This window comes from Devosia sp. J2-20, assembly GCF_055808475.1.
In genome coordinates this window covers 2,459,919-2,474,110 of the sequence record NZ_CM147870.1, presented here as the reverse complement: position 1 = coordinate 2,474,110, position 14,192 = coordinate 2,459,919, and the positions used below count along the sequence as shown (strand labels likewise).

The 14,192-nt window shown below is 60.7% G+C and carries 10 protein-coding genes and 1 pseudogene; 8 read left to right on the top strand and 3 right to left on the bottom strand.

Translation table 11 applies throughout. The features are described from left to right. Positions 1 to 187: 187 nt before the first annotated feature. The 8 genes from cysS to AC0L37_RS12060 all read left to right on the top strand — a co-directional run bounded on the left by cysS (position 188) and on the right by AC0L37_RS12060 (position 8,724). Positions 188 to 1,603 (top strand): cysteine--tRNA ligase, encoded by a 1,416-nt coding sequence (cysS, locus tag AC0L37_RS12095; protein WP_282221002.1) that lies wholly within the window; start codon positions 188 to 190, stop codon positions 1,601 to 1,603. Further along, complete coding sequence (locus AC0L37_RS12090) at positions 1,600 to 2,079, top strand: GFA family protein (protein ID WP_282221003.1); 480 nt, start codon at positions 1,600 to 1,602, stop codon at positions 2,077 to 2,079. The genes cysS and AC0L37_RS12090 overlap by 4 nt, the downstream gene beginning before the upstream one ends. Continuing rightward, complete coding sequence (locus AC0L37_RS12085; protein ID WP_282221004.1) at positions 2,076 to 2,552, top strand: GFA family protein; 477 nt, start codon at positions 2,076 to 2,078, stop codon at positions 2,550 to 2,552. The genes AC0L37_RS12090 and AC0L37_RS12085 overlap by 4 nt, the downstream gene beginning before the upstream one ends. A 5-nt stretch (positions 2,553 to 2,557) precedes the next feature. Beyond that, positions 2,558 to 4,150 (top strand): citramalate synthase, encoded by a 1,593-nt coding sequence (gene cimA, locus AC0L37_RS12080; RefSeq protein ID WP_212658553.1) that lies wholly within the window; start codon positions 2,558 to 2,560, stop codon positions 4,148 to 4,150. 174 nt (positions 4,151 to 4,324) lie between these two features. Next, positions 4,325 to 6,046, top strand: a complete 1,722-nt coding sequence (locus AC0L37_RS12075) for a LysM peptidoglycan-binding domain-containing protein (RefSeq protein WP_282221005.1) — start codon at positions 4,325 to 4,327, stop codon at positions 6,044 to 6,046. A 91-nt stretch (positions 6,047 to 6,137) separates the two neighbouring features. Next, entirely contained in the window at positions 6,138 to 6,458 is a 321-nt protein-coding gene (locus AC0L37_RS12070) for an ArsR/SmtB family transcription factor (protein ID WP_212658551.1), read from the top strand. Next, positions 6,458 to 8,353, top strand: a complete 1,896-nt coding sequence (locus tag AC0L37_RS12065) for an ABCB family ABC transporter ATP-binding protein/permease (protein ID WP_282221006.1) — start codon at positions 6,458 to 6,460, stop codon at positions 8,351 to 8,353. The genes AC0L37_RS12070 and AC0L37_RS12065 overlap by 1 nt, the downstream gene beginning before the upstream one ends. 74 nt (positions 8,354 to 8,427) lie before the next feature. Continuing rightward, positions 8,428 to 8,724, top strand: a complete 297-nt coding sequence (locus tag AC0L37_RS12060) for a hypothetical protein (RefSeq protein ID WP_282221007.1) — start codon at positions 8,428 to 8,430, stop codon at positions 8,722 to 8,724. Positions 8,725 to 8,993: 269 nt separating this feature from the next. On the opposite strand, the pseudogene AC0L37_RS12055 reads toward AC0L37_RS12060, so the two are convergent. The 3 genes and pseudogenes from AC0L37_RS12055 to AC0L37_RS12045 form a co-directional block, all read right to left on the bottom strand. Then, positions 8,994 to 12,255: pseudogene (locus tag AC0L37_RS12055) on the bottom strand (efflux RND transporter permease subunit). An 85-nt stretch (positions 12,256 to 12,340) separates the two neighbouring features. Further along, positions 12,341 to 13,591 carry an efflux RND transporter periplasmic adaptor subunit gene (locus AC0L37_RS12050; protein ID WP_282221009.1) on the bottom strand — a complete coding sequence of 417 codons (1,251 nt, stop codon included), beginning with the start codon at positions 13,589 to 13,591 and terminating at the stop codon, positions 12,341 to 12,343. Between the two features lie 15 nt (positions 13,592 to 13,606). Beyond that, positions 13,607 to 14,155, bottom strand: a complete 549-nt coding sequence (locus tag AC0L37_RS12045; protein WP_282221010.1) for a PadR family transcriptional regulator — start codon at positions 14,153 to 14,155, stop codon at positions 13,607 to 13,609. Positions 14,156 to 14,192 lie beyond the last annotated feature (37 nt).

Sequence of the window (14,192 nt, the reverse complement as noted above, 5' to 3'; positions counted from 1 at the left end):
TCTTTATGCTTGATTTCCGGGCGTCCGGACGCCAATGTCCAGCCCATGAAGTCGCAGATCATTCTGATTAACCGCTGCATTATTACCTGCTAACCACTCGTTGGCGGCGCGGTCTTCTTCATCCTGATTTTCTGATACCTGAAGAGCCGTCTGCCAGCGCACTTCCGCATGGCCAGGGACGGACCACATGACCACGCCGCAGCTCAAGCTCTACAATACGCTCACCCGCGCCAAGGAACGCTTCGTTCCCATCGATCCGGCCAATGTGCGCCTGTATGCCTGTGGCCCCACGGTCTATGACTTTGCCCATATCGGCAACGGCCGCATGGCGATCGTGTTTGATCTGTTGTTTCGGCTGCTGCGCCAGACGTATGGCGCCGATCACGTCACTTATGTGCGCAACATCACCGACGTCGATGACAAGATCAATGCGCGTGCCGCCCGCGATTACCCGGACCTGCCGCTCAATCAGGCCATCCGCAAGGTGACCGAAGGCACTGCTGCCCAGTATCAGGCCGATGTGACCGCGCTGGGTTGCCTGGAGCCGACCATCCAGCCCCGCGCCACCGACAACATCGCTGAGATGCAGACCCTCATCGCCGAACTGGTCGCCAGGCAGCACGCCTATGTCGCCAATGGTGAAGTGCTGTTCGACGTCAAATCCATGCCCGACTACGGCCAGCTTTCCGGTCGCAATCTGGAAGACAATCTTGCCGGCGCTCGCATCGCCGTGGAAGCTCACAAGCACAATCCCGCCGACTTCGTGCTGTGGAAGCAGTCCAGCGATGGCGAGCCGGGTTGGGACAGCCCCTGGGGACGTGGTCGACCCGGCTGGCACATTGAATGCTCGGCCATGAGCGAACGTTATCTCGGTCAGCTCTTTGACATTCATGGCGGCGGGCTCGACCTGATCTTCCCCCACCATGAAAACGAGATTGCCCAGTCGCGCTGCGCCCACGGCACCCATGCCATGGCCAATGTCTGGATGCATAATGGCTTCCTGCAGGTCGAAGGCCAGAAGATGAGCAAGAGCCTGGGCAATTTCTACACCATTGCCCAATTGCTCGAGACCACCGATTTCGGTGGCCGCCAGTGGCCCGGTGATGTGTTGCGTCTGGGCATGCTGATGACCCATTATCGCGAACCCATCGACTTCACCGTCAAGCGGCTCGAAGAAGCCGAAACCAAGCTGCGCGACTGGCAGCGCGCTGCGCAGGGCGCAACGCTGACCGAGAGCGATGGTCCCGATCAGTCCGTGATAATGGAGCTTGCCGACGATCTGGGATTTCACCGCGCCACCGTCGCCCTTGATGTCATCGCCAAAAAAGCCAATCGCGATGGCGGTGACATAGCCAGGCACTGCCTGGCTGCCACGTTGCGTTTCCTGGGTTTTGGACTCGATACACTCTTGGCCACCGAAGCCGATACCGCTGAGCCGCCCCATCTTGCCACCGCCATTGCCGACCGTCTCGCTGCGCTGAATGCCAAGGATTTTGCCAAGGCTGACGCCATTCGCACCGAACTGGCCGATCAGGGCATAACCCTGATGGACTACAAGGACGAGGCAGGTGCCCGCCAGACCAAGTGGGAGATCAAGCGATGAGCGATGCCCCTCAGGTTTACACCGGCGGTTGCCAGTGCGGCGCTGTGCGGTTCCGGGTGACGCGGTTGGGCCGTCCCTCCATCTGCCATTGCCGCATGTGCCAGAAGGCCTTTGGCGGTTTCTTCGGCCCGCTGGCCACTGCCCACAATGCGACCTGGACCCGTGGCACGCCAAAATGGTTCCAGTCCTCCAATGCCGCGCGCCGCGCCTTTTGCGGCGATTGCGGCACGCCGCTGGCCTATGAGACGCGCTTCGGCCTCGAACTGGCCATCGGCGCTTTTGACGATCCGGCGGCCGCTGTGCCCGAAATCCAGGTCAACCTGGCTGATAAGCTACCCTTTTTCGATGGTTTGACCGCGCTGCCGGTCCGGGCCGAGGCCAATGATGAGTGGGCCGCCTTTCTGGCGGGCATCCACTCCCATCAGCACCCCGACCATGACACCGCCGACTGGCCACCCAAAGAGGATCGGCCATGACCCAGACATTTACCGGCGGTTGCCAGTGCGGCGCTGTGCGCTATCGTTTCGATCAAAAGCCTGACGGCGCCCATATCTGCCACTGCCGCATGTGCCAGAAAGCCTTTGGCAGCTTCTATGCACCGCTCGTCGGTGGACCGCTCAATAGCTTCGCCGTCACCCGCGGCGAGATTGCCATCTTCCACTCTTCCGATCAGGCCGAGCGCGGCTTTTGCCGACAATGCGGCACACCACTGACCTTCGGATATCGTGATGGCGATCACATATCGGTTTCGATCGGTTCGCTGGACCAGCCCGAGGCGTTCCCGCCGGTCGATCAGCACGGCGTCGAAAGCCGCCTGGGTTGGGTCAACGCCATGGGCCATCGCCCCGATCGCCCAAGCACCGAGGCTGAGCAGCCCGACACTGCCGCCTTCATCGCGTCCACCAATCATCAGCATCCCGATCACGATACTGACCGCTGGCCTGAGTGAGTTTAATGACCAAAGAACGCCTCTATATCTTCGACACCACCCTGCGCGACGGTGCGCAGACGGCCGGAATCGAGTTCTCGGTCGAGGACAAGATTTCCATCTGTCGGCTACTTGAAGATCTGGGCGTGGACTATATCGAGGGCGGCTATCCCGGCGCCAATCCGGTGGATACGGAGTTCTTCGAAACCAAGCGCACCAGGCGCGCCAAATTCACCGCTTTTGGCATGACCAAGCGGGCAGGGCGCTCCGCCGCCAACGACCCGGGCGTGCAGGGCCTGATCAATTCACAGGCCGAAGCGGTGTGCTTCGTCGCCAAGGCCTGGGACCACCAGATCACCACGGCGCTCGAAATTTCGCTCGAGGACAATCTCGACAGTCTGCGCGACAGCGTGGCGGCGACAGTCGCGGCCGACAAGGAAGCGCTGATCGACTGCGAGCATTTTTTTGATGGCTTCAAGGCCAATCCGGATTACGCGCTGTCGTGCGTGCGCGCCGCACTTGATGCCGGCGCCCGCTGGGTCGTCCTGTGCGACACCAATGGTGGCACCATGCCCAGTGAAGTCAGTGACATTGTGGCCAGGGTGCTCACAGTCGCTCCCGGCGATCATCTGGGGATCCATGCCCATGACGATACCGGTCAGGCCGTGGCCAATACCCTGGCGGCTGTGCAGGCCGGGGTGCGCCAGGTCCAGGGCACACTCAATGGCATTGGCGAGCGCTGCGGCAATGCCAATCTGATCACGTTGATTCCCACTCTGGCGCTCAAGCCGGTCTTTGCCGACCGCTTCGATACGGGCATCAGCGCCGATAGCCTGTCGCGCCTGACCCAGTTCTCGCGCGCCTTTGATGATCGGCTCAATCGCGCGCCGCTCAAGCAGTCGCCCTATGTCGGTGCCTCGGCCTTTGCCACCAAGGCTGGCATTCACGCCTCGGCCCTGCTCAAGGATTTCTCAAGCTATGAGCACGTGCCACCAGAGAGCGTGGGTAATGAACGCTCCATCATGGTTTCCCAGCAGGCCGGCAAGTCCAATCTGCTGACGGCGCTGGCGCGCCACGGCATTGAGCTCGCCAAGGATGATCCGCGGCTCGAAAAGTTGCTCGCTACCGTCAAGGAGCGCGAATCGCGCGGCTATTCCTATGACGGCGCCGACGCTTCATTTGCCGTTCTGGCCCATGAAGTGCTCGGCACGTTGCCCAGCTATTTCGACGTCGACACCTATCGGGCCTCCGTTGAGCGCCGCCACAATGCGCAGGGCGAGGAGATCACCGTCACCGAAGCGGTGGTCAAGATCCGTGTCGAAGGCGAGTTATTGATGTCGGTGGCTGAAGGTAACGGCCCGGTCAATGCTCTTGATCTGGCCTTGCGAAAAGACCTCGGCAAGTATTCGTCTCGTATCGAGGACCTCGAACTGGTGGACTTCAAGGTGCGTATCCTGGACGGCGGCACGGGCGCGGTCACCCGTGTACTGGTCGAAAGCCGCGACGGCACGGGCGAGCGTTGGTATACCATCGGCGTTTCACCCAACATCATTGATGCTTCCTTTGAAGCTCTGTATGAATCAATCACATACAAGCTGCTCAAGACTGAAGCGCTCTAGCGCGCAACCCGACAGCTGATCACACCGGACGGCGTTGCCGTCACAACGGTCCGGGAGGACAAACTGGCCGATTCCGCTCCGAAACCAACCGCTCCGAAACAGCCTCTGGCGCTCACACTCGGAGCTGCTGCGGTCACTGTCGCGATTATTCTTGGCGTTCTTGCAGGGCCCAGCGTGGTCACCTGCTTCAATGCTGATGATGGCTTGGGTCAGTGCCTGCAGGGCAAGCTGCGCGAAACAGGACTGTTGCCCGGCGGCGCGCCTGCGCCGGTCGAAGCGACGGCCACTGCGGTTGATCCCGTTGAAGCGGTAGAACCTGCCGCGGCGTCCGAGCCCGAAACCGACACGGCTTTGGTTGAACCCGAGCTTGATGTCGTGCCCGCCGATGCGGCGGCAGAAGCCCCCGACAACCTGATCGCGGCGACATTTGGTCTGTTGCGCGCCGAGCCTGATGGTTCGGTGGTGATCGCCGGTAGCGGAACACCTGGCAGCGAAATCGAAATCTATTCTAATGGTACCCTGCTGGGCACCACCACTGTTGAGGCCAGCGGCGACTGGGTGCTTGTGCCCGACGTCCGCATTGCCCCCGGTGGCACCGAGATTACCCTTGGTGAGACGGGCAAGGAGGGGCTCGCCCCGCAATCCTTTGTCGTTGCCATCAATGAAGACAAGACTAGCGAGCCGCTGGTGGTCGCCAGCACCCCCGGCGCGGTCAGCGAAGTTCTGCAGGGTCTGCCGCGCGCCACTGCGGGCAGCAAGACCCAGATAGCAGCGGTGAGCGCTGAGGCCACCACGCCAGACCCCGCGACACCTGCGCCCGCCGCTGAACCAACAGCAACCGAACCGGCCGCAGCCGCTGAGGCATCCATTGCAGCGACCACGGCGATGGCGAGCGAGCAGACCGCAGAAGCGGCCGCAGCAACAACCGCTTCCGCTGCCACTTCTGCAGCGACCGCGGTAACCACTGCCCAGCCGGCAACGCCCGCCAGCGAAGCGTCCACACCAGCCGCACCAGCTGAAACTGCAGTTGCCACGGCAACCGCAACTACAGATGCGGCTGAGCCAGCAGCTGATGCGGCAAGCTCAAGCGAACCCGCAGCGGCCGCAGCAACGTCTACCCCGTCAACGGCTGTGGCTGAGACAACCGCGCAAACCACCCCAACTGAGCCTGCTGCGCCGACGACAGAACCGGCAACGGCAGGGGCAGCGGCCGATCCGGTCGCAGCACCCGCCGTCGAAGCGGCCGTGGTCGAAGCTGCTGCACCAGCAATTGCGAGCGACATGGCTGCCGTCACCATCGACGCGGTCGAAGTCGAGGGTGAACGCACGTTCTTCGCGGGTAGCGGCCCCAACGGCGCCACTGTCCGCCTTTATGTCGATGATAGCTTCATTGCTGACAGCACCGTTTCCGATGGTCGCTGGCTCATTGAAGCGGGCAAGGTGCTGACCAAGCCAAACCAGCGCGTTCGTATCGATATGCTGCAAAGCGGTAGCGCCGAGGTTGCATCGCGTGCCGAAGTCGACTTCGTCATCGACATGCCCGCTATTGCCGAGCCTGTCGTAACCGCCGAGGCCGGCCAGACGACAGTACCCGCTGCGACGCCAGCCACGGACAACCCCGCACCGGCTGATACTGCCGCACAGCCCGCTGCCGAAGCAGATCCGGCGATCCCGACCATGGTCGCTGTGTCGGTGGGCAGTGTCGATGATCAGCGATTTGCTGCCGGCAAGGCCATTATCCGTCGCGGTGACAATCTTTGGACCATTGCCCGGCGCGTATATGGCGAAGGGATTAAATACACCACCATCTACGAAGCCAATACCGGTCAGATCCGCGATCCGGACAGAATCTATCCCGGTCAGGTGTTCAATCTGCCCGAAGGCGCGATCAACTGAGTACAACATGGCCCGCCTCACTGGCGGGCCATTGATTATTTCGGCGGATACTCCCATATATCGTAATATGCCGATCAACGCAGTTGAACCGATGCAAGACGACGACATTGCCACCATCATGCGGGCGCTGGGTCATCCGGTACGCCTGAACATTCTCCGCATCATCGCCCGTCAGCAGCGCGGTGAGTGTTGCTGCGCCGATGTGACCGAATCCCTGACCCTGGCACAGTCCACAGTCAGCCAGCACATCAAGGTGCTGCTTGATGCCGGGCTCATAGAGCGCAAGCCCCGCGGCACCCGTAATTGCTACATCATTCAGCGCGAGCGTCTTGATGCTCTCGGCTCCGCCTATTCCGGCATGCTCGCCGGCTTGGGCCCGACCACCCCGAAAATGGAAGCGGAAACCGTCTGATGTCGTCTGATACCGATGAGAAGAAAGCGTCCGTCAGCGCGGACGAAGGCTCCGTATTGTCGACGATCAGGAATTTGTGGACCTATATGTGGCCCACCGACCGGGCCGACCTGCGGCTGCGTGTGGTGCTGGCCATTGGCGCCCTGCTGCTGAGCAAGGTTGCGACCACGCTGATCCCCTTTGCCTATAAGGGCATTATCGACAGCCTGGATGGTGATGCTCCTGACAGTGCCCTGATCATGGGCCTTGCCATCCCCGTCGTGCTGGTGATTGCCTATGTGCTGGGCAACATCATTGATGCCGGCTTCCAGCAATTGCGCGACGTGCTGTTCGCCAGCGTTGGCCAGAACGCCGTGCGCAAGCTCGCCCTGCGCACCTTCCATCACATGCATCGGCTGTCGCTGCGCTTCCATCTCGCGCGCCGTACGGGTGGCCTCAGCCGGGTTATCGAACGCGGCACCAAGGGCATTGAAACCATTGTGCGTTTCACCATGCTCAACATCGCCCCCACCATCGTTGAATTCGCCATCACCGCCGTGATCTTCGTGTGGATGTTCGGCATCAGCTATCTCGGCGTACTGATCGCCATGATCTGGGGCTATCTGTTCTTCACCATCAAGGCGTCGAACTGGCGCATTGGCATCCGTCGGGACATGAACAATTCCGACACCGATGCCAACGGCAAGGCCATCGACAGCCTGCTCAACTACGAAACGGTCAAATACTTCGCCAATGAGAAGATGGAAGCGGATCGCTACGACGCCTCCATGGCCGGCTATGAGCGCTCAGCGATCCGTATCTGGACCTCACTGGGCTTCCTCAACTTCGGCCAGGCGTTGATCTTTTACGGCGGCTTCCTCGTCATCGGCATCATGGCCATCAACGGCGTGCTCAACAAGACGCTGACGCTGGGCGATTTCGTGCTGCTCAACACCTTCCTGATGCAGATTTACCGCCCCCTCAACTTCATCGGCTTCGTCTATCGCGAATTGCGTCAGGGCCTGACCGACATCGAGGAGATGTTCAAGCTGCTCGATCAGGACCCCGAGATCGAGGACAAGGCGAACGCCAAGCCGCTCGCCGTTACCGGTCCGGTCATTCGCTTTGATGATGTGACCTTCCATTACGACCCCGACCGTCCGATCCTCAAAGGCGTCAGCTTCGAGGTTCCGGCGGGCAAGACCGTGGCCATTGTCGGCCCAACAGGCGCGGGCAAATCCACCATCTCCCGGCTGCTCTATCGCTTCTATGATGTCACCGGCGGCGCCATCACCATTGATGGTCAGGATCTGCGCGACGTGACGCAGGAAAGTCTGCGTTCGGCCATCGGCATGGTCCCGCAGGACACGGTGCTGTTCAACGATACCATTGGCTACAACATCGAATATGGCCGCCCCGGCGCGACGCCTGAGGAGGTCCGTGAAGCGGCGGCCATGGCACAGGTCGGCCCCTTCATCGAAACCCTACCCAAGGGCTATGATACGCCTGTGGGCGAACGTGGGCTCAAGCTGTCGGGTGGCGAAAAGCAGCGCGTGGCCATCGCGCGTACCATTCTCAAGGGCCCGTCGATCCTGATCCTGGATGAAGCGACCTCGGCGCTTGATACCAAGACCGAACGCGACATTCAGTCAGCGCTCGATGTGGTCTCGGCCAATCGAACGACTGTCGTCATTGCCCACCGTCTGTCCACGGTCGTCAATGCCGATGAAATCCTGGTGCTGCGTGAGGGCATCATTGCCGAGCGCGGCGGTCATCAGGATCTGCTGGCCCAGGATGGCCTGTACGCCCAGATGTGGAACCGTCAGCGCGAGGCCACCGAGGCCGAGGAAAAGCTGCTCCAGACTGCCAACGACCCCGACGGCTTCGTCAAGCGTGGCAAACCGGCGGGCGAGTAGAGGCGGGGAGCCATAGCTTGGCTTCCCTATAGCCCTCATCGGCGCTAGCTTTGGGTATGACCCAGGCTGAGCCAATGCTGGTCGCTGCCAGACACGACCAACGACTGCTGATCGAAAATCTCATTCAGCTTTACCTCTACGACATGACGAGTTTCATGCCGTTTCCTGTCGGCTTGGATGGTCGGTTTGAATATGACTTTCTGGACCGCTTCTGGCGTCACCCCTACCTGGTCATGGTCGGCGACGAGATCGCGGATTTTGCACTGGTCGTCGACGAGTGCCCGCTCACCGGTCGCCAACCCTGCTGGTTCATGGCCGAGTTTTTGTACTTGCGGCGTATCGGCGGCGTGGGGTTGCCCGGCAGGCACTAGGTGCCGCACTGGCGCGGCATTCCGGCGACTGGCACATTGCCGTACCGCTGGCCAATACGCCCGCTTTAGCCTTCTGGTCATCAGTGCTCGACACCCGAAAACCTTCTATCCGCCAGCTGAATTTCGAGGGCGACGACTGGCGGCTGCAGGCGTTTTCGACGTGACTGACTTTGTGGGGCGGGACATCCGGCCAGCGGCCAACGGCTTTGTTGGAGAAACACAAAAAGGCCCGCATTACTGCGGGCCTTCTGTACTCATTTGCGCCGATCTTACTCGGCCGCTTCAGGTCGATCCGGACGGCTGACCACGGTCACGCCGTTCTGTTCCTTCTCGACCAGCCCTGCATCGGGGCTGACGATATAGCGTCTGGAGCCATCGGCATCGGCCGGAATCTCAACGGCCATGCCGTCAAACCCCGCCGGAGCTGCAGTTGCTGGCTGGTCGCCGCGGCCAGTGGCAAATCGCGCCAGTCGGGCAGACTGCTCGCCAAGCCACTTGATCTGCTTCCACAGCACATTGGGCGCCACCACCATCACCGGCACCATCACCAGCGTCAGGGCAGTGGACACGAACAGGCCCGACACCAGCGCCGCCGACAGGTGGATGAACCACGAGCCGGCAATGCCGCCCACCACGATTTCGCGGCGGATGAAGTCGAACTCGATGTTCAGTGCCATCGGGATCACGCCCAGACCAGTCACCATCGCCGTCAGCAACACTGGACGCACACGCTGGCTGATGGTGATCAGCATTGCCTTGATCGGCTCAACATGTTCGTCGCGATTATAGTGATTATAGGTGTCGATCAGCACGATGCCGTTCTTCACCACGATACCCGCCAGCGCCACGATACCCAGCCCTGTCATCACCGCCGAGAAGCTCATTCCGGTAACGAGCATGCCCAGCAGCACGCCACCGACGGACATGATCACCGTCGTGAGCGTCACCAACACCTGATAGAAGCTGTTATATTCCAGCAGCAGGATCAGGAAGATCAGGAACATCGCGGCACCAAAGGCGGTCACGATGAACGCATTGGTGTCGTCCACCTGCTCGGCAGCGCCGCCATAGACGATGTCCACACTCGCGGGCCATTCCTGCGTCGCCTGCCAGGCCTTGATCTCCTTGATCTTCTCGGCGGAGGTGACTTCAACGCCCTCGGCGGTGGTTGGGTTGAGGTTAGCCGCGACCGGCATGGAATACACGCCATTGCGTCGCGAGATATTGGCAACCTTGGGCACGGCCTTGCGGTCGATGAAGTTCGATACCGGCACAAGACCCTGGGCTGTCACGATCCGCAGCGAGATCCAGCGCATCGAACGTACGTTCGCTCTTGGGCAGGCGGACCCGGATGTCGAGTTCGTCGCCGCCATCGTCAGGACGGTAGGTGCCCAGCTTCACGCCGGAGGTGACTAACTGCACATACGGGCTCAGCTCACGCACGCCGATGCCGTATTTGGCAGCAGCTTCGCGGTCGATAGTGACCTGCCAGTCAATACCCGGGGCAGGGCGGCCATCTTCAACTTCGATAGTGTCGCCCAGATCGTTCTCGATGAAGTCGCGCAGCTTGGCCACGGTCGGGGCGATATCGTCATAGACGCTACCCTCGACGCGCAGATTGATGGCCTTGCCGGCTGGTGGGCCATTCTCCTGGGCAGCGATCTGCACTTCAAGGCCCGAAATGCCAGCCACGCGCTCGCGGATGTCCTGGAAGATTTCGGCGGCCTTGACGCGCTCATTGTAAGGCAGCAGCTGCAGATTGAACGAGCCAATGGTATCGGGAGCGGAACCCCCAAAGCTCATGATCACGTCCTGAATGCCATGGACCTGCAGCAACTGGTCTTCCACCTCGACCAGCATGTCGCGGATTTCGATCGGCGAATAATTGCCGCGCGTGATCACGTTGACCGTGCCGAATTCAGGCTCCGATGCCGGGAAGGCTTCGGTGCCCGTCGGGTTCATCATATAGGCGGCAAACATCATCACCACGATGCCGAAACCAACCGCCAGTGTGATCAGCGGCTGGTGCATCAAGTGTTCCATTGCCCGCACATAATAGCCGGTCACGCCGCGCACCTTCTTGGTGTCGAACTTGTCGGCATACATGACGATGTCTGCGGCTTCCTTTTCCTTCTCGTCGACATGACTCGAAGCGATGAAGGCGCCGATGATCGGCATGAAGATCAGCGCTGATACCAGCGAGGCGACCATCACCACGATCACCACGATCGGCAGGTAGCTCATGAACTTGCCGATAATGCCCGGCCAGAACAGCAGGGGCACAAAGGCGCCCAGCGTGGTGCAGGTGGCCGACACCACGGGCACAAACATCTTGCGGGCCGCCAGAATGAAGGCTTCCTTCTTGGACACGCCTTCCTGCAGTTTTCGCTCGGCGTATTCGACCACCACAATGGGGTCGTCCACCAGCACGCCCACCGCCAGCACCAGACCAAACATGATCATCATGTTGATGGTCATGCCCAGCATCTGGACGACCAGAAATGCGATCATGAACGAGATCGGGATCGACATGCCGATCATGATAGCGGCGCGCCAGCCCAGCGTCGCGATACAGGTGATCAACACCAGCGCCACAGCGGTAAACACGGCGGCTTCGAGCGAGCGGAACATGCCCTTGGTGGAATCAGCCTGATCGATCAGGAAGCTGGTCTGAATGCCCTGTGGCCAGTCAGCGGTGAATTCGTCCGTGATGCGGCGCACCTCATCGGACACGTCGATGACGTTGCTGCCCAGCTTCTTGGACACGCCAAGGGTCAGGGCAGGTTTGCCGTTGACCTGGGCGTATTCGGTGGCGTCCTCGAAAGTACGGGTAATGTTGGCCACCTGGCCAAAGGTAATGACGGTGTCGCCAACAGTCTTGAGCGGCAGGGAGTACACGTCCTGCGCGTTCTTGATCAGACCGGGAACCTCGACATTGAACGAGCCCTGGCCGGAGTCCAGCGTGCCGCCCGGCACGACCATATTGTTCTTGGACAGCGCGTCCAGCAGTTGCGCGGCGGTCAGGTCATAGGCTTCAAGCTGCTTGAGGTCGATGGTCACCTCAAGCACTTCATCGCGCGAGCCCGAAAGCGTCACGCTCTGAACATTGGCCATGCCCTCAAGTTCTTCCTTGAGATCCTTGGCACGGCGAACCAGTTCGCGTTCTGGCACAGCACCATAAATGGCCACCGAAATAACCGGCTGATCGGTGAACGAAATCTCGGACACGGTCGGCTCGGTTGCATCATCGGGAAGTTCCGATGACACGCCATCGAGCGCGGCGCGAATATCCGATAGCGCCTGATCCTTGTCGGCACTGACGTCAAACTCCAGAAACACCGAGACATGGCCTGTCGTCGATGTGGAGGAGTAGTTCTTGAGCCCGTCGAGTTCCTTGATGCGGTCTTCGATCGGCTTGGCCAGCAATTGCTCGGCATCGCGCGGGGCGACGCCAGTCTGGCTCACCGAGACGTAGAAATACGGGATGTCGATCGCCGGGAAGCTTTCCTTGGGCAAGGTATTGTAGGCCATGAACCCGGCGCCAAGCAGCAACACCATCACGGTGAGTACGACGCGTGGCATCCGCAGGATACGTTCGATGAAATCCAGCATGGGTCTAGCTCGCTGTTACGTTGGTAGCGTCGACGGCCTGACCGTCGGTGACGTACTCTTGGCCGATCACGATAACATCGACCGCAACTGGCAGGCCCAGCACCCACACGCCATCGCGGGTGTCACTGGCGATCTCGATAGGCACGAATTTGACAGCGCCATCCTCAACCGTGGATACGCCCAACACGCCATCTGCATCCAGGGTCAGTGAAGACTGCGGGATCAGGTGTGCGGGCGCCACGCCCATATTGACCACGGCTGTGGCCGTAATGCCGTCGCGGATCGAGCCATCTGGATTTGGCAGTTCAATTTCGGCTGGGAACGACCGGGTTGCGGGGTCGGCCGTTGCGGCGATGAACGTCACCTTGCCCTTGACTTCCTGTCCGGTCACCGTGGTGATAACCGCATCCAGGCCAAGCTTGGCAAGCCCGACGCGGGCTTCGGGAACCTGACCGATGAACAGCATGGGGTCGAGCTGAACGATGGTCGCGCAGGGCTGGCCTTGAGGCAGCATGGCGCCGGCCACGGCCAGTGGTGCCTGGACAATGCCGGCGACCTTGGCCTTGATTTCCGTGCGGTCGAACTCGGCCTCGGCGTTTTCTACATTGGCTTCAGCCGACGTAACGCCTGCCTGGGCGGCAGTCAGGGCCACTTCTACACCGCGGGCGCTGTTGGCCGATGCCAGGCCCTTGCTGCGGAGCTCGGCATTGGTGTCGAAATCGGCCTGTGCCTGGCTCAGCGAGGCTTCTGCCTGCGCCAGACCCGCCTTGGCCTGCGCCACTGCCGCAGCGCGTGTGCCCTGATCAAGCGTGCACAGCAGGTCGCCGATTGCGACTTCCTGACCCTTTGTCACATGGACCGTATCGATGATGCCCGAAGTCTCGGCCACCGCGCCAACCGAAGCTTTGGCTTCGGTGCGGCCGCGCAGCGACACTTCAATTGCGTAGGGCTGAGCCACATAGGTCGTGGTGCGAACCGACTGCAGCCCGGTAGAAGCGCCATTTTCGGCTTCGTTACGCTGGGCGATCGTCAGCGTTGGATCAATGCTGTCGTCTTTTTCGTGATCAGCCAGCACGCCGGCTTCAGCAAGCTGCGTGGCGATCGGACCGTGGTCTTCGCCCTCAAGCACTGAAGCGATCGGACGCTCGCCCTCGCCGGGGCCATTGCCGCCCATGACCAGAGTCCCCGTCGCCAACCAGGCGCCAGCCAGGATCAGTATAAGAAACGCAATACCGTAGGAAAATAATGCACGCATCGAGAATTCGCCCCTTTATTCTGCCGCGTCTTTTTCTGGCTCGGCTCGCGCCATTGTGATCAGTTCGTGCATATGGGTGCGGGTGTGCCGTTCGGCAACCTCCATCATTGCACGTCCGTACTCCATGACCCATGACTCAGCTGCATTGCAGCTGCGCTCGGATCGGATTTCTTCGAGTTTCTTGCGGTCTTCTGTGGCGCGGCGCAGATATTCTGTAACCCGCGCTTCGACCAGCCCGCGCGGCAAAATATGCGCATAGCGGGCGAACAGCAGAAATGGGCTGCGGAAAACGTCCTCGCCTAATGGCTCTGCCAGTTGCTGCTTGAACTCGGTGCGACCAGCTTCAGTGATCGAATAGACTTTTTTGGCCGGCTTGCCGTCCTGCTGCTCGGTGCGGCTCACCACGAAGCCGTTTTCTTCCAGCCGCGCCAGCGCCGGGTAGATCGAACCAAAGCTCGCTTCGATGAAGTAGGAGCATTCGCCTTCCACGCAAAGACGCCGGATCTCATATCCGGTTGCTTCCCCTTCAAAGAGGATGGACAGACAAAGCGTTCTGACGTTCATGCACGAAGCTCCACGGGCATATGCCGGGTTGATATAT